This is a genomic window from Thalassospira sp. ABL2_045, from assembly GCF_056161285.1.
This window is the reverse complement of the sequence record NZ_JBSWYV010000017.1, coordinates 1-17586: the sequence shown is the minus strand read 5'-3', so window position 1 is coordinate 17586 and position 17586 is coordinate 1. Positions and strand designations below refer to the sequence as shown.

The 17586-nt window shown below is 53.6% G+C and carries 13 protein-coding genes; 11 read left to right on the top strand and 2 right to left on the bottom strand.

All coding sequences use genetic code 11. The features are described 5' to 3' along the window. Window positions 1–5: 5 nt before the first annotated feature. Together ACXAIA_RS18595 and glpD are read right to left on the bottom strand one after the other, a co-directional pair. Complete coding sequence (locus ACXAIA_RS18595; protein ID WP_475350664.1) at window positions 6–1106, bottom strand: ABC transporter ATP-binding protein; 1101 nt, start codon at window positions 1104–1106, stop codon at window positions 6–8. Beyond that, complete coding sequence (glpD, locus tag ACXAIA_RS18590) at window positions 1103–2659, bottom strand: glycerol-3-phosphate dehydrogenase (RefSeq protein ID WP_475350663.1); 1557 nt, start codon at window positions 2657–2659, stop codon at window positions 1103–1105. Before glpD ends, ACXAIA_RS18595 begins: the two co-directional genes overlap by 4 nt. 432 nt (window positions 2660–3091) lie before the next feature. Between glpD and ACXAIA_RS18585 the strand changes: the two genes are divergently transcribed. The 11 genes from ACXAIA_RS18585 (at window position 3092) to ACXAIA_RS18535 (ending at window position 17471) form a co-directional block, all read left to right on the top strand. After that, a complete protein-coding gene (locus tag ACXAIA_RS18585) occupies window positions 3092–3610 on the top strand; it encodes an RNA polymerase sigma factor (protein ID WP_475350662.1) in 519 nt (172 codons plus the stop codon). A gap of 120 nt (window positions 3611–3730) precedes the next feature. Continuing rightward, window positions 3731–4699, top strand: coding sequence for a FecR family protein (locus ACXAIA_RS18580; protein WP_475350661.1), 969 nt, complete (start codon window positions 3731–3733; stop codon window positions 4697–4699). 122 nt (window positions 4700–4821) lie between these two features. Continuing rightward, entirely contained in the window at window positions 4822–7281 is a 2460-nt protein-coding gene (locus ACXAIA_RS18575; protein WP_475350660.1) for a TonB-dependent receptor, read from the top strand. Window positions 7282–7369: 88 nt separating this feature from the next. Then, entirely contained in the window at window positions 7370–8776 is a 1407-nt protein-coding gene (locus ACXAIA_RS18570; protein ID WP_475350659.1) for a Y4yA family PLP-dependent enzyme, read from the top strand. Further along, the gene (locus tag ACXAIA_RS18565) at window positions 8773–9816 is read left to right on the top strand and encodes a PLP-dependent cysteine synthase family protein (RefSeq protein WP_475350658.1); all 1044 of its coding nucleotides are present in this window, start codon (window positions 8773–8775) and stop codon (window positions 9814–9816) included. Before ACXAIA_RS18570 ends, ACXAIA_RS18565 begins: the two co-directional genes overlap by 4 nt. After that, window positions 9813–10283, top strand: a complete 471-nt coding sequence (locus ACXAIA_RS18560; RefSeq protein ID WP_475350657.1) for a hypothetical protein — start codon at window positions 9813–9815, stop codon at window positions 10281–10283. The genes ACXAIA_RS18565 and ACXAIA_RS18560 overlap by 4 nt, the downstream gene beginning before the upstream one ends. Beyond that, window positions 10280–11458 (top strand): NAD/NADP octopine/nopaline dehydrogenase family protein, encoded by a 1179-nt coding sequence (locus tag ACXAIA_RS18555; protein ID WP_475350656.1) that lies wholly within the window; start codon window positions 10280–10282, stop codon window positions 11456–11458. The genes ACXAIA_RS18560 and ACXAIA_RS18555 overlap by 4 nt, the downstream gene beginning before the upstream one ends. Further along, window positions 11455–13362, top strand: coding sequence for an IucA/IucC family protein (locus tag ACXAIA_RS18550; RefSeq protein WP_475350655.1), 1908 nt, complete (start codon window positions 11455–11457; stop codon window positions 13360–13362). Before ACXAIA_RS18555 ends, ACXAIA_RS18550 begins: the two co-directional genes overlap by 4 nt. Before the next feature lie 23 nt (window positions 13363–13385). Beyond that, window positions 13386–14600, top strand: a complete 1215-nt coding sequence (locus ACXAIA_RS18545) for an MFS transporter (protein ID WP_475350654.1) — start codon at window positions 13386–13388, stop codon at window positions 14598–14600. Between the two features lie 7 nt (window positions 14601–14607). Continuing rightward, window positions 14608–15732 (top strand): ABC transporter substrate-binding protein, encoded by a 1125-nt coding sequence (locus ACXAIA_RS18540; protein ID WP_475350653.1) that lies wholly within the window; start codon window positions 14608–14610, stop codon window positions 15730–15732. Window positions 15733–16010: 278 nt separating this feature from the next. Then, window positions 16011–17471 (top strand): NAD-dependent succinate-semialdehyde dehydrogenase, encoded by a 1461-nt coding sequence (locus tag ACXAIA_RS18535; protein ID WP_475345376.1) that lies wholly within the window; start codon window positions 16011–16013, stop codon window positions 17469–17471. Window positions 17472–17586: the final 115 nt, after the last annotated feature.

The window sequence follows — 17586 nt, the reverse complement described above, 5'->3', positions numbered from 1 at the left end:
CTTCCTCACGCCGCTTTGCCGTTGGTGACTTCGACCGGCGGCGCGGCCACGAGCGCACCGTTCGCATCAAAGGCAAACAGGCGTGTCGGGTCGACATAGAACTGGGTGGCTTCGCCAAGGCGCGGGTTGTGAACACCTTCTTCCTGGATGACCCAGGACACATCATTGAAATGCACATGGACAAAGGTTTCCGAACCGGTGATTTCAGCCAGTTCGACCTGTCCCTGCATGGCGACCGTGTCATCCCCGGTCGGATCAACCGACAGGTGGTTGGCGCGAATGCCAAGGGTGTAATCACCATTGCCAAGGTTTGCCAGATGCCCCGCAAGCGGGACCTGATGGCCGCTTTTCATGAATATCGCGCCATCGCGCACTTCGGCTTCAACCAGGTTGATTGGCGGATCGGAAAAGATCAGGCCGGTCTCGACCGAGGCCGGGTTGTGATAAACCTGCGTCGTCGGACCAAATTGGGTCATCCGGCCTTCATGCATGACCGCACATTTACCTCCCAGAAGCAGCGCTTCCATCGGCTCGGTCGTGGCGTAAACAACGATGGTATCGCGTTCAGCCAGAAGGTTGGGGATCTCTTCGCGCAGTTCTTCACGCAGCTTGTAGTCAAGGTTGACCAGCGGCTCATCAAGCAGCAGCAATTTGCAATCCTTGACCATGGCGCGCGCCATGGCGGTACGTTGCTGCTGACCGCCGGAAAGTTCCTGGGGCAGGCGATCAAGCAGATGTTCGATATGCATGAGTTCAGCCGTCGAACGCACACGCTTGTCGATCTCGGCCTTTTCAACACCCTGCAACTTCAGCGGTGATGCGATATTGTCGTAAACGTTCATCGACGGATAGTTGATGAACTGCTGATAGACCATGGCGACATTGCGTTTTTGCACGGCCATGCCGGTCACATCGGCATTATCAACCAGAATGCGGCCCTTGGTCGGGGGCTCAAGCCCGGCCATGATCCGCATCAGGGTGGTTTTCCCGGCAAGTGTGCGCCCAAGCAGGACGTTGAACGATCCCGGTTCGAGCGTCATCGACACATCGTCGATATGGGTCTCCCCACCCACGGTCTTGGTTATGTTTTCAAGCGTAAGGGTCATTTTCCAGTATTTCCTTCGCCCGCTTTCACGGTGTTTTTCGATGTCGGTTCGGTTTTGAACCATTGGACAATGGCATTACGCGTCTCATCCGAAAGGTGCAGCCCCAATTTGGAGCGGCGCCACAAAATATCATCGGCCGTTCTGGCCCATTCCTGATCCACCAGATAGCGCAATTCGCACTCATATACGTCGTCACCCAAGTGCTTTCCAAGCCCTTTCAGATCACTGGCGTCGCCTATGATCGTGTTGGTGAGTGTGCCGTAGTTTTGCACGTAGCGGTAGATTTGTGCGTCCGGAATCCAGTGAAACTTCTTGTGCATCGCGGTAAGATACCGCTCGAAATCCGCATCGGGGATATCACCGCCCGGAAGCGGTTTTTCCGCCGTCCAGCGTGTGTCATCGCGGCCAAGCAGCGGGCAAAGCTTGCTCATCGCGGATTCAGCCAGCTTGCGATAGGTGGTAATCTTGCCGCCATAGATGTTTAGAAGCGGTGCACCATCATCGGTCTGATTGCCCCGGTCAATTTCCAGAACATAATCGCGGGTTACCTGCGATGCGTCTTCGCTGCCATCGCCATAAAGCGGGCGAACGCCGGAATAGGCCCAGACAACATCATCGGTGGTGATTTTCTTTTCGAAATAGGTGTTGGCCAGCTCGCATAGATATTTGGTTTCATCAGCACTAATCGCGACCTTGGCCGGATCGCCCTTGTAATCGCGATCCGTGGTGCCGATCAGGGTAAAGTCCTGCTCGTAGGGGATGGCAAAGACAATGCGCCCGTCCGGGTTCTGGAAGATATAGCAATATTCATGGTCAAACAGTTTGGGCACCACAATGTGGCTGCCCTGAACCATGCGAATGCCCTGTTTCTTCTTGGCCTCAACCCGGCTTTCAAGAAGCTCCGCACACCAGGGCCCTGCGGCATTGACCAGTGATTTGGCTTTGATGGTTTTTTCCGAGCCGGTATCGATATCGCGCAGGGTAACAGTCCACAGATCGCCTTCGCGTTTGGCCGAAACACATTCGGTGCGCGTTTCGATATCAGCCCCGCGTGCGCGCGCATCCATGGCATTCAAAACCACAAGACGGGCGTCCTGAACCCAGCAATCGGAATAGACAAATGCCTTTTCCATGCCCTTGACCAGCGGGGCACCGGCCGGGTGGGTGGCAAGCTTGATGCCTTCGGACCCGGGCAGCTTTTCGCGCCCACCAAGATGGTCATACAGGAACAAACCAAGGCGGATCATCCATGCCGGGCGGAGGCCCTTTACATGCGGCAGGACGAAACGAAGTGGCCAGATGATGTGCGGAGCGGCGCGCAGCAGAACTTCGCGCTCAATCAGCGCCTCACGCACAAGGCGGAATTCATAATGTTCAAGATAGCGCAGGCCACCATGGATCAGCTTCGTGCTGGCCGACGAGGTCGCGCTGGCAAGGTCATCTTTTTCACAAAGATAAACGCTCAGTCCGCGCCCCGACGCATCACGGGCGATGCCCGTGCCATTGATCCCACCGCCAATGATGGCGATGTCAAATGTTTCTGGAGTGAGCAACCGATTCCTCCCCAATTGCTCTTATTTGTGACAGCTGTTCTCAACTGCCGTTCTGTTGTTTCACAAAAGTTACGGATGGCCTAAAATAATTGCAAGCGAAAATTATGATGATTTGAAATTTTCGATAACGAACGTCACTTGCGGGTTTGTAACAGATTGTAATTACTGAAATATTGTTGAGTGCCATATGGGGAAGTGGGGTTTCTGATGCTTTATTTCATTTGCAATCAGGCAGGTAAATCCGAGTGAATCGGTTAAAACTGAAAAAAAGAGCTGGAAGTATCCCGGAATCTGCGGTGTTGAAGGTCGTTATAAGTTTTGCGATTGCTAATGATTATCATTGTTGCTAGGTTGCGTCACCCGGCTGTTTTGTGACTTTGGATCAAACAGGCGCGGTCAGGGGTGACCAATGGGTGGTGGTATTATCTGAATATGAAGCGCTGGCAGAACACGCTCTCAAAGCTGTTTGAGGATCACCGTCGACAATTGGTGTCGATGGCGAACCGGCGCGTCGGAGATCGTGAGACCGCACTTGAGATCGTGCAGGATGTTTATGCGCGGCTCCTGCGATCCGGTGATCATGGAACAGAGGAAGAAAACGTCAAGGTTCTGTATGCGTCTGTACGCAATGCCGTGATTGACCATCACCGCAGCAATGCCGGGCGTACAAATGTCATGAGCCGCATTTTGCCAACACAGCTTTGGCAAAAGGAAACGTCTTCGCCCCAGGAACATGCCCAGTCACGCCAGGCGCTTTCTGCACTTGATCAGGCTTTGCAGGAACTTTCCCCCAAGGCACGCGAGATGTTTGTCTTGCATAGGGTAGAGGGCGTGTCGAACGCGAAGCTGGCAAAGAAGTATGGCATTTCGGTCAGTGCGGTGGAAAAGCAGCTCGCACGCACAATGCGTCATTGTCAGCAACGGTTGGAGGCCTATCGTGATGCTGACTGAAATGTTTGGCGATAACGGCTTGAGGATGTTTCCCTGTTATCCGTTTATTAGGTATAGACATCACAGAACAGCCCCGTGGTTGTTTCTGCGGCCGGTAACGTGTGGACAGACATAAGATCAATGCAAGGCGACACCCAACCAACCGATGCGCAAAAGGATGAAGCAGCACTTTGGCACGTTAAACGGGCCGGAGGATCGCTGACATCCGCAGAGGAAAGCGAATTTGACGATTGGCTTAATGCTGATCGCGGTAACCGGCTTGCCTATGATCAGATGCGCGTTCTGTGGGCACAGGTTGAAGAACCGGCCGTACGCATTGCGGCGGTAAATACGCACCGGGTTTCTGCTTGGCGCAAGGTTCTGGATTGGTGTTCTCCGGCGCGGATTGTTACCACCTCTGTTGCCGCAGCGGCGGTTGTGGCGGTGGGTATCTTCCTTAATCCGGATGCATTGGAAAACTTCGAAGCCGATATTGTGACCAATGCCCAAACCGTCACCGAAGTTACGCTGACGGATGGATCAACCGTTTTTCTTGCGGCCAACAGTGCAATGACAACCGATTTTGAGGATGGGCACCGCGATGTCGAACTCCTGCGTGGGCAGGCCTTTTTCGATGTCGTGCATCGTGACGGTGATCGGTTCCGGGTACAGGCCGGTGACGCGACGGTGGAAGTGGTCGGGACGCGCTTTAATGTCGATTACCTGACAGACAACACACAGGTCGGCGTTGAAGAAGGGGCCGTGCGGGTTTCAACCGGCGTGGAAACAGATGACGTTGTTCTGTTGGGGCCGGGCGATCAGGTTGCTGTCCGGGATGGCGGCCTGCAGGTCAAGCAGGCGGTTAATATCGCCTCCGTTCAAAGCTGGATGCATGGGCGTCTTAGCGTGCAGAATGTGCGTCTTGCGGACCTGATTGCCCGGCTGGACAATTTTGCGCCGGGGCGTTTGATGGTTTTGGGTGAGATCGGAAACAAGACGGTTTCGGGGAGTTTCCCGACCGACGATGTGGCCAGATCCCTTGAAACCCTTGGTGTTGCCGTGGGTGGACAGGTTGTCAGAACCTCACCCTGGTTGACCGTTATTTATTAAGATTGCGAAAAATTCGCAAAAAACGTGATCCTCATGTGAGGAGTTCTTTTTCCCGCTCGTTTGTTTTTCTAGATGCAGGGGGACCTGCCTGAAAAAACCAATCATGGAATGGAGTGGGAATTTTGTATTCCAAGCAGGCAAAATCAAAAAAGAATGTCCTGATCTCGGCGTTATTGATGACGACTACTATCGGTCTGCCGACCGGTTTGATGGCCGCAGAAACCAATAAACAGATCCTGTCGGGAAATCAGGTCGAAGTCGCACAGGCGCTATACAGCTTTGATCTGAGCGTGACCTCCATCGCCGATGGCATCAGCCAGATTGGCGATGTTTCCGGCTGGAGCATCGCCTACATGATCGAACTGCCCGAGATTTCAGGAACGCGCGAAATTCGCGGGGATCTCTCCGTGCCGGCAGCAATTGACATTCTCATTCGCGGGACGGGATTGTCTTACCGGGCTGCGGGCAGCCGTTCACTGATCATTACCGATGCAACCGTGCAGGATAATGCAAGTGGCGAATTGGTGACCGATCCGGTCATTGTCGAAGCCACTGGCGCGCAATCCGACCTGGCCCCGGCCTATGCCGGTGGGCAGGTGGCAACCGGTGGACGTCTGGGCATGTTGGGTAATACCGACATCATGGACGCCCCGGTCAGCATCACCAGCTACACCAGCGAATATATAGCCGATCAGCAGGCCGAAACCATTGCAGATGTCTTGCAATATGATCCGTCTGTGCGCGCGCCGAATGCAGAAACATCAAATCTTGATACCTATCAAATCCGTGGGTTTGGCGTGAACCTGTTTAACGCCGGTGAGGTTGGATTTAATGGGTCTTATGGGGTCGCTCCTACGTTCCGCGTTGATTCCAACCTTGCGGAACGCATCGAGGTGATCAAGGGCCCCAATGCGTTGTTGAACGGAATGTCCCCCACCGGCGCTGTCGGGGGAGCTATCAATATCGTACCCAAACGTGCAGGAGACGAAGACCTGAACCGGGTCAGCGTTGATTACGGCCGTGGCGAGCAGGGTGGTGGCAACCTTGATTTCAGCCGACGCTTTGGCGCGAACGATGAGTTTGGCGTGCGCTTTAACGGCGGTTACCACAATGGTGATACCTATCTTGATCATCAAACGCGTGAGAGATCGCTAGCAGCTCTGGCTTTGGATTACAAAGGCGATGACTTCCGGGCTTCTATTGATCTGATTGATCAGCGCGAAAATCTGGATGCTCCAGCACGAGAATTCTTCATATCCAGCGGAGCGACTTTTGCCGTTCCAGATGCACCTGACGGATCAACAAACCCCATCCAGGAATGGGAATGGTCCGATGCAGTTGATCGTTCCGGTATGATCAAAGCGGAATATGATGCACTTGATAACTTGACAGTGTTTGGGGCCTTTGGTGGTGGTCGTACTGAATTGGATAGATTGTTCGGTACGCCTATCCTACAGAACTCGGATGGTGACTATGCAGAAAGTGGTTTGACCTATCGCCGCTTTTTGACAGATCGCTGGTCTACCAGTGGAGGTGTTCGCGGAGAATTCGATACTCTTGACGTAACACACAAGGCAACTTTTGAAGCCTCCCATTATCAAGATGCTGTAAGTCGAGGAACTGGCAGCTCCGCAACTGGTGCGACATCAAACATCTACAATGTACAGTACTCAGCACCGATAGCTGTCAGTGCGCCTACCGGACGACCAAAACTTTCAGAGACAAAATTAACCGGGTATGCGTTGGCTGACACGATGTCGTTCTGGAATGAACAGATACTGTTCACCATTGGCGCTCGTCATCAAACCATCGAGTCCGACAGCTATAGCAACGGTGTAGTCAGCACGTCGTACAAAGATAGTGCGATCTCACCAATGGTAGGGGTCGTGGTCAAGCCGATCGAAACGGTTTCCGTTTACGCCAACTATATTGAAGGCTTGAACAAGGGCGACATTGCCCCGTCAACAGCGTCGAATTCGGGCGAGGCAATGGCCCCTTATGTCGCTAAACAAATTGAAACAGGTGTTAAGCTTGATTTCGGGACAATCGGTGGGTCTATTTCGGCGTTCCAGATTACCAAGCCGAGTGCTGATGAAGATCCGGATACGAACGTCTATCGTGCCGATAACGAACAGCGTAATCGCGGTATCGAGCTTAACGTATTTGGCGAGGTCACCGATGAAGTTCGCTTGATGGGCGGCGTGATGTTTCTCGATTCCGAAATCACCAAAGCAGTTATTTCTTCAAACAAAGGAAAGCGGCCGGTTGGTACGCCTGAAATGCAGATCAACCTTGTTGGTGAATGGGATACCCCGTTTGTGGATGGCTTGACGCTAAGCGGTACGGTTACCCACACATCTGAACAGTTCGTGGATACAAACAATGTGCAGGGTATTCCCGACTGGACGACCCTTGACCTTGGTGCTCGGTACAAAACTGAGCTGTATGGAACGCCGTTGACGGTGCGCGCATCAGTTCAGAATGTGACAAACGAAAAATACTGGTCAGGCGTCAACGATTACAGACTGCTCTCACTTGGCGCACCTCGCACAGCTTTGCTGACGGTTACGGCGGACTTCTGATTTTTATCAGGTGGTCCCGTCGTGGGGCCACCTGTTCCAAGCCAAGTCAATTGGCAAAGAGACCCCAAAGGGTCATGGGACGGAGCGTATGAACCATCAATCTTTACACAAACCGGGTTTCGTTCAGGAAACCAGATTGCCGATCCTGGAGCCACTCCTTGATCCGGTCATTCAGACCTTGGCGACCGAACAACAGAGCAAACTGCACGATTGGGTCGGAACGTATGGATCGCCCTTAAATGTGGTGTTTCCCCATACCATCGAGATCAATCACGCACGACTGGCAGGCGTACTGGATGCGCATGCCGTGAAGTCGAAAATTTTTTATGCCGCAAAAGTGAATAAGTCGTATTCACTTGTTGCCGAGGCCGTTCAATGCGGTCTGGGTGTCGATGTCTCAAGCCGTTTTGAACTTCGCGATGCCTTGGAGGCGGGGTGTCATGGTTCGGATCTTTGTGCATCCGGTCCGGCAAAGGGCGATGTATTTCATCGCGAACTGATTGCCCTAAATGCCTTGATTTCCATCGACTCATTCGAAGAACTTCAGGACCTGCTGGCGCTTTTGCCCGACGACGTGTCCGGGACCAAGGCCCGCATTCTTTTGCGGTTCCGCCCGACCAGCAACAAGTACAGCCGGTTTGGCATTCCCCATGAACAACTTCATGCGTGCTTGCAGGTCGTTGCGCAAAACTCAAACCATTTGGCGTTTGAAGGGTTCCATTTCCATCTTGGCGGATATCAGGCCGATAACCGCGTTCAGGCCCTGATAGAGCTTTCCGACTGGATTATGGTGGCCCGTGAATACGGGCTGCGCGTCGAGATGGTTGATATCGGTGGTGGTCTTCCGATCCGTTATCTTGAGACCGCGACCTACACTGACTTCATTGAAGCGCAACCATCAAGCCACTATCGCAATGGCAAGGTGCCGGGATCCTATTACCCCTATGGCGGACCAAATGAAGCTGATGATTGGCTCAATCAATTCCTGTCGGCTGCCGGACCAAATGGCAAATCGGTTGCGCAATATCTGAAAGACGAAGGCATCACCCTGGCGCTTGAGCCGGGCAGGAGCCTTGTTGATCAATCGGCAATCACGGTCTTTCGGATTGCACGCACCAAACGCCAGCCTGATGGCAGCTTTGTTCTGTTTGTCGAAGGCAGCAGCTTTAGCGCGTGTGAAACCTGGTTCGCATCGGAATTTCTGATCGATCCGATCTTGGTGTCATGCGCCAGTTCGACCCGTGAGCAGAATGGTCCGGTGCGGGCCTATATCGCGGGCCATAGCTGTCTTGAAGAAGACGTTATCACCAACCGCCTTCTGCCATTCCCATTCCAACCGTCAGCGGGCGACTTGCTCGTTTACGCCAACACGGCCGGCTATCAGATGGACCTTCTGGAAAATGAATTCCACAGGGTGCCAATGCCGCGCCGCGTTTCCATCAGCGCCGATCTGGCGACAGTTCAATCGGACGATCACAAGGGAGCATCCCGATGATAGAGACGAAGGTAAGCAATCTGATTGGAAATACACCACTTATGGAGGTCCCAGTAGCAGCCCCGAATGCACGGCTGTTGCTTAAAATCGAAAAGAACAATCCCGGCGGCAGCATGAAAGACCGCATGGCGCGCAGCATGGTCATGGCGGCCATCCGCGATGGCAGACTTTCGGCGGGCGGGACAATCGTTGAATCGTCTTCGGGCAATACCGGTATTGGCTTGGCAATCGTTGCGGCCGAACTTGGTTTTCGCTTTATTGCCGTGGTCGACCATCACGCAGCCCCGGACAAATTGGCGGTCATGAAATCAATGGGGGCAGAGCTTCGCTTCGTTGAAGGTGACTATGCCGAAGACGAAGTCGCCGTTGTTGAACGCCAACGACTAGCTGCCGAACTGGGAAGCACCATTCCCGGTGCCATCTTCATGAACCAGTCCGACAACCCCGCCAACCCGGAAGGTTATCGCGGTTTTGTTGACGAGCTTCTTGAACAAACCAATGGCAAGGTCGATGCGTTTTGTGGCTGCACGGGAACGGGCGGTTCGCTGACCGGGATTGCCACCGGGCTTAAGCATTTCAACCCAAACATCACCACCGTGGGTGTGGAGCCCAAAGGATCCATCGTCTTTGGTCAGCCGGGGCATCCGTATTATCAATCAGGTACCGGAACCCCCAAGGGTGATGAAATCGGCAAGGTCCTTGATTTCAGCGTGATTGATATCGGAACCCAGGTCGGCGATGCCGAGGCGTTTGAAACGGCACGTTTTCTGGCGCAAAACACTGGCCTTCTTGTTGGTGGTTCGACCGGTGGCGCGATCTATAAGGCGCTTGAACTTATCCATTCCGGCAAACTTTCAGGCACGGTCGTTTGCACTATTGCCGATGGTGGGGAAAAGTACCTTCATACCGTTTTCAACGAAGCATGGCTGGCAGAACGCAAGCTGCTAGATCCGTCAATCTGGCAGAAATTGGCGCGCTGGTTGCCAATTCATCGGCCCTATGCCAATGCCGGGTATGTTCCGGTCGGAGATGTGGCATGACAGCCGTCTCAAAGACACATCTGCCAATTGTTCTGATTGAAACCGATCGCCTGCGCCGTCACGAGGAACATGTTCCGTCAAATGCGGATCATGTTCGCGGACAGATCATGGCGGCGGGCAACTGGACGACACCGATAGTCGTCGAATGGAAAGATCTGATCGTGATGGACGGGCATCATCGCTTGTCCGTCGCGCGCCAGGTCAGGCTGACATATGTTCCCTGTATTCTGGCAGACTATCAAGCCATTCAAGTCGAAAGCCGACGTCCGGATTTCATCGTCACACCCGATGAAATCCGAAGGCGAGCGCATAGTGGATTGCTCTATCCGCCGAAAACAACGCGTCATCACATTCCATCAGATTGGGTGGCGTGCAGTTCGGTACCGCTTTCAGTTTTGGGTGGATTTGTTCCTGCTTTGCCGATGGCAGATAGATTTGTCGCAAGCACGTCGGAGTATGAGCAATGACGATCCAAAGCACACCTCAAACCCCGCTTACCGTGACGATCTGCGGTGGTGGTAGAACAGGGCATCTCAATGCTGTCCTGTTCAAACAATTGTCTGACGTGACGGTCAATCTTTTAACCGGAAACCCGAATGTCTTGGTCGCCCATAATTCGGGTAACCCTGTTGTGGCTCATTTGCCCGATAACAGGCAAATTTCCGCGCATTTTGACCGGGTTAGCACGAATGCCGCTGATGTCATTCCCGATGCGGATGTGATCATTGTGACGCTTCCGGCCCATGCCAGAATGGCGTTGCTTGAGCAAATCGCCCCTTATGTCGCAACTGAAAAACCGGTCTTTGTCGGCTCCACTCCCGGCTTTTGTGGCTTTGACTGGTTGGCGGAAAGGATATTGGGGGACCTGCCCAATGTCGTGATTTGGGGTATGAAGGATGTGCCTCACACGGCGTTCGAGCTTGATCCGGGCCGTTCGGTCCGCATGGGCGGGCCCAAGGCAACGCTTCATGCTGCGACCCATGACCGGGAAGTTGATCTAAGCCGTGATCAGTTGCTGGCGCATTTAAATCGGCTTTACGAAGCTCCGGTCGTGATGCTTGAAAGCTTTCTCGAGATCACGCTGACACCGGGCAATCCGATCATGCACAGCTCGGTGATTTATGGGCTGATCGGGCCGTTCGGACAGTGGCATAATCGGCAGTTTGGCAAGCCGATTTGTTGGTGGTCGGAATGCCCGGAAATCGGAGCCTATTTCCTTGAACGATGTGATGGCGAAAGCCAGCAGCTTTGCAAGGTGATTGAACGGGAACTTTCGGTCGATCTATCCTCGGTTCGTCCGCTCAAGGATGAAATCGTCGATGCCTATGGCGATCAAATTCAGGATAGCAATACGATGCTCTCAGTCCTGCGCAGTAATCAGGCCTATGCCGGAATTCATGCACCTCTGATCCCCGATACCCCTTCATCAGAAAACTTGATCATGGATCCGAAAAGCCGTGCGTTTGAAGAAGATGTCGCCTTTGGCTTGGCCCTTCTTGTCGAAATGGGGCGGCGGCTTTCGGTTCCGCTTCCCCATATCGAAGAAATTTTTGACTGGTGCGTCACCTATATGGGCGGACTTGCCAAATCTTCACTCGACTACTTCCCCCACAGCTGGCCGAAGGAAGGACACAAGCTATGAACAAGGAACTTCCAATTCAGGCAACGCAAACGACAAACTCATCTGAATTCACGATGGGGGATGCATTGAGCTTGGCACAGCGCAATGCGATCACGCGCATCATTCGCTGCGTCTTTGCCGAAAACATCGTTGATCCGGCGCGGCTTGAATTTTCAAGCATGGACCGCTCAGCTCTTTTGGCATTGTCGAACGGTGAAACAATCTGGTTCGAAGTCCTGCGCAGCGCGCCTGCCAACACCTTTGTCAATGAAGGTGACGTCAAGATCGAAGGTGTTGATGGCCAATGGCGGAGGATTTCAGATGTTGTAGATTTGATTGGTGCGCTTCTGCCGGAATTCGACTTTGAACCAGCTGACATCGGGGCTGAAAAGCTTAAGCTCGACATTCAAAACAGCGTCGAGAATGACGCATTGGCGCGTCAGCATAGGGCAAGCTGGAATGTAGAGCTACTTTCGGAAATGGCAGATGCCGGTGTGGATGGTCTGATCGCGCTTTGGCGCGAAAGCAAAGATCCGCGTACAGCGGCCATCTTGCTTGATCAATGGGGGTCGCTTGAAGGCCATCCATTTTACCCGACCTGGAAAACCAAACCAAACCTCTCACAGTCGGAAGTTCGCGAACTTTCTCCGGAATTTGCCGCCGAAGTCCCTGTCCGCCTTGCAGCCATTCGCAGTGACATGACCCATGTTGAGTTAATGGCGGGTGTTACAGATATTTATGTATGGATTGCCCATAAGCTGGGTCGTGTTTACGGCGAGTGGCGTACTGCATTGGAGGCCAAGGGACTATCGGTAGACGACTATTTGCCACTGCCAATTCATAGCTGGCATCTGGAAAACCATGTCAAAAGTCATTTCGCTGATCTGATTTCTGATGAAATCCTGATCGTCGATGGACCCGACATTCAAACACGACCCAGCATGTCTTTTCGGACCATGCTGCCAGTTGATGCAGCGATTGATCCCTTCATCAAATTGCCCATCGCGATCTGGTTGACTAGTGAACTGCGTAGCCTTCAGGCGAAATCAATCCATATGGGACCACGGTCCAGCACAGTGATCAGCCAAATCCTTGCAAAGGAAAACGGCTTTGACAATTTGCTGGAATTTTTCACCGAAGATATCGGCATCCATTACAAACATGCCGAGCGTCAGGATGATGCCGAGGGCAAACTGCTCTCGGTTATTTTCAGATCCACCAACACGTTGTTTGATCGCAGTGATGGATTGCTGCCGGTAACGGTCGCAGCGCTATTGACGCGTACGCCTGATGGCGCACGACCGCTGATTGCCGAAATGGTTGATCGGGCTTGTGCAGTAGATGCTGATCTTGATGTTAGCGGTTTCTTCCGGCATTACGTGCAGATTGTTCTGAAGCCGGTGCTGCAGATTTACATGCTTTATGGCATCGCGCTCGAAGCTCATCAGCAAAACACATCCATCCTGTTTGACGAAGACGGCAATCCTGTTCGCATGTTGATCCGCGACTTTGGTGATGGACGGACCTTCGCGCCGCTGCTCAATGCCCAAGGGTTGGAGCTTAAGTCCTATTACTACACGGGCATCCTGCCGACCGTGTTCGATGATGACATCGAACCGGTTCGATCCTTTGTGATTGATGCTTGTTACGTCTGTCACTTGCACGAAATGGCAATGTCACTGACATCCCATTACGGGCTGGACGACGATCGTTTGTGGCATGTCATGCGCGAAGAAACCGAACGCGTGTTTTATCAAAGTAAAGCGCGCATTGGAAACGATGCATTCTGGCAGGAAGAACGCAAAACTTTCCTTGAGGCAGGTTGGTCAACACGCTCGGTTCTTCGGATGCATTTGCAGAAATACGCCGATTACCGTGTTCAGCATCAATTGCCAAATCCGATGGGCAAAGAGGCCTCTGCATAATGGTCTTGCACTTCAGGGACACGATGCCGGTGCGATGGAAAATCCATCTCCTGTTTGTCCTGCAACTGGTGTCGATGGGCGCTATGGAAATGAGCGGGCCGTTCTGGCCCGTTCATCTGCGTTCAATGACCCGTTCAGATGATCTGTTTTCCATTGCCAGCATCGGTGTGTATGTCGGGCCGATGCTGGGCATCATGTTGACCAGCACCTTTTGGGGGCGCATGGGGGATCGGTTCGGGCACAAGGCGATGATGATGCGGGCTCTGTTTGGTTTGGCCGCAACCCAACTTGCACTTGCCTTTGCCGGCGATGTTTTCTCGATCCTGATCTTGCGGTTCCTGCAAGGCGCCTGTGCGGGCTATATCGCGCCAGCGCAGGCCTATGGTGTTAGCATCGAAAGCCCCGCACGCCGGGCGAAGCTGTTTGCCTATTTGCAGGTTTCAACCAATCTCGGCTCGTTGGGCGGGGCGTTGGTCGGCGGGGTGATCCTTGATCTCGCCAGCTTCTTTTGGATCAATTTCTCTGCTGCCATCCTGTGTGCGATTTGCATGATTTCGGTTTGGGCATTGCTTCCGGCTGTTTCAGCACCGGTCCGGGCGAAGACGGATCGAGCCGGAAGCGTACGGACTGCGCCCAGCATGCTGCGATCACCACAGGTCATATCCTTGCTTGCGATCATTGGTGTCCTGTTGCTGGCACGGATGGTGACGCAATCGCCATTCTCGATTTACGTGCTCAGCACGTTTGATGTCGGCAACTGGGTTATTGGGTTGTGTTACGGCCTTTTGGCGATGGGGTTTGTCACAACCGCGTCGCTTTGGGCGCGCTGTTTTGAGGGCCGCTCCGCGCGCGCGGTTTTGACCGGCATCTGTCTGGTAATCACCGGATGTGTCGTCGTGACCTTTACGGCGGGCGTGACCAGTTCTGTCATTGTCTTTGCCACGATGTATTTCCTGTGGGGAATGCTTCTGGGTGCAACAACGCCGGTTCTGACCGCACTGCTATCGCGGAGCACGTCTGATCACAAACAGGGGCATTTGCTCGGGCTGGCGCAAAGCACTGCACAGTTTTCATCCATTGCCGGGATCGCAGTTGGCGGCTGGTTTGCGCAAGGTGCCGGACTTTCAAACATCTATTTTCTTGTCGGTTTTGTCTATCTCGTCGGTCTGATGCTGACCGCGGTAACGCGTGTGTTTGTTTATCGCGCGGCAAACCCGACGGAAGTACCAGGGGAGTAAAACGACAATGAGCAAGCTGTTTCAAATGCTGGTTGCGCTGCTGTTGGGCGCGGGTTTCCTTGCACCCGCCAAAGCAGAAACCATCACCGTCACCGATGTTGCCGGGCGTGAGGTTGCCGTTAACGTGCCGGTCAAACGCGCGGTTCTTGGCGAAGGGCGCCAGCTTTACATTATTGCCGCCCTTGATCGCGAAAACCCGACCAAGCACATTGTCGGCTGGCGCAAAGACCTGATCGAGGCAGACCCGGCGACATATCAGGCTTATCTGACCAGATTTCCGGCCTTTGCGGACATCCCGGCCTTTGAGGGGCTGGAACAAAGCCTGATTGATATCGAAACGACAATTGCGCAGAAACCAGATATCGTCTTCCTTAATCTTGAAACCAAGCGCGCGGTGGAAGAAGCCGCCTATATCGAAAAGCTTGGCGCACTTGATATCCCGGTGGTCTATGTCGACTTCCGCAATAGCCCGGAAATCAATACTGAGCCCTCCATCCGCCTGTTTGGAAAGCTGTTTGGCCAGGAAGAACGCGCCGAGGAACTGATTGCGTTTCGTGCTGCTGAAATTGCCAAGGTTACGGACCGATTGGCGCGAGCAAAACCAAAACGCCCCAAGGTCTTTATCGACCGTGCCGCCGGATTTTATGAGGATTGCTGTCATTCATTTGGCGATAGCAATTTCGGTGCGATGGTTGAGCTGGCTGGTGGTGATAACATTGCCAAGGACCTGATCCCGGGAACGTTCGGTCAGATCAATGCAGAACAAGTGATCGTCTCAAACCCGGCACATATCATCGTGACCAGTGCGATGTGGGATGTCTATGTGCCAGGCGGAAAGTGGGTGCCGGTTGGCCCGGGCGCTGATCAAAAGCAAATTACGCAGAAGCTTGAATTCTATCCGACCCGTCCGGCCTATCTTGGGATAGATGCGCAAAAGACACGGAATTTTCATGCCGTCTGGCATCAGTTTTACAACAGCCCGTATCAGTTTGTTGCCATTCAGCAGATGGCAAAGTGGTTCCATCCCGATCTGTTTGCGGATCTGAGCCCTGATGAAACCTTTAAGCAGCTTCATGACCGGTTTCTGCCAATTGACTATCAGCCGGGCTATTTCGGGTCGCTTTCAAACTAGGCTTTCATCAGGCATTTGGCAGCACGGCCAAATTCGACATCGCGGCGGGAACGACGATGGTTGTTCCCGCCTTTTTGCGTAAGTGTCGCAGTTTCTTCTAATTTCTGCGCGAAGGCTGCAGATATGTGCAATCTTCTGGCAAAGCGGGTGGCAAGCCCGGTTTGCGATTGCCTTTGGGGAAATATCTCGCAAAAATGTGGCATCCACCACGGAGCAGACTAGATAGGGACCAGTGTTCGATCATGTCGCTCCCAATAATGCTTTCCGGAGGCACTCAAATGATTTCGCTTAAAGACCCCACTCTTTTCACCCAGCAGGCCTATGTCGGCGGGGAATGGGTCGATGCCCCAGACGGGAAAACCGAACAGGTCACCAATCCGGCAACCGGCGAAGTGCTTGGCACGGTTCCGGTGCTTGGCCGTGATGCGGTTGCCCATGCGGTTGACGTTGCCGAAAAGGCGCAAAAGGCCTGGAAAAAACGCACCGCCAAGGAACGCTCTGCCATTTTGATGAAATGGTACGACCTGATGATGGAAAATCAGGATGATCTTGGCGCGCTGATGACTGCCGAACAGGGCAAGCCACTGCCCGAAGCCAAGGGCGAGATCGCCTATGCCTCAAGTTTCCTGCAATGGTTCGCCGAAGAAGGCAAACGCATCTATGGTGATGTGATCCCGACCTATGCCGAAGGCCGCCGTGTCATGGTTCTGAAAGAACCGGTTGGCGTTTGTGCCGCAATCACGCCGTGGAACTTCCCGACCGCCATGATCACCCGTAAAGCGGCCCCGGCGCTCGCCGTTGGTTGCGCGATGGTGGTCAAGCCGGCAATGGAAACGCCGTATTCCGCTCTTGCCATGGCGATCCTGGCCGAACGTGCCGGCCTGCCGAAAGGTCTGCTTTCGGTCGTCACCGGTGATGCCAAGGAAATTGGCGCGGAAATGACCGAAAACGCCAAGGTTCGCAAGCTGACCTTCACCGGTTCGACCCCGGTCGGGCGTTTGCTGATGCGTCAGTGTGCCGATACGGTCAAGAAAATCAGCCTCGAGCTTGGCGGAAACGCACCGTTTATCGTCTGCGAAGATGCCGATATCGATGCGGCCGTCGAAGGCGCGATTGCTTCGAAATACCGCAACGCTGGTCAGACCTGCGTCTGTGCCAACCGCCTGTTCGTTCATGATGCGGTTTATGACGAGTTTGCTGAAAAATACGCTGCCAAGGTCGCCGAAATGCCGGTGGGCAATGGCGCAGAAGACGGCGTGATCATCGGCCCGCTGATCACCGAAAAGGCGGTTGAGAAGGTTGAAAACCAGATTGAAGATGCCCTTTCCAAAGGTGGCCGCATCCTTACCGGTGGTAAGCGTCATGAAAAAGGCGGTTCGTTCTTCCAGCCGACCGTGATTGCCGATGCCAACCGCGACATGCTGGTCTTCCGCGAGGAAACCTTTGGCCCGATGGCACCGCTGATCCGGTTCAAAACCGATGACGAAGTGCTTGAGATGGCCAATGATTCCGAATTCGGTCTGGCGTCCTACTTCTACTCGCGTGATATCTCGCGCATCTGGAAGCTGGCTGAGGGCCTTGAAAGTGGTCTGGTTGGCGTCAATGTCGGCGTCATGGCGACCGAGGTTGCACCGTTCGGCGGCTTCAAGCAGTCCGGTGTCGGCCGCGAAGGCTCCAAATACGGTGTCGAGGATTACCTCGAAGTCAAATATGTCTGCATCGGTGGCGTTGACGAATAAGTCTCACGACCGTTTTACAGAAATGAAAAAGCAGCGGTATTAACCGTCAAGTATTAAAGCATAGTGGTCACGCATTCTCGCATTGAGGATCGTGACCATTTTTCTGACGACGGCA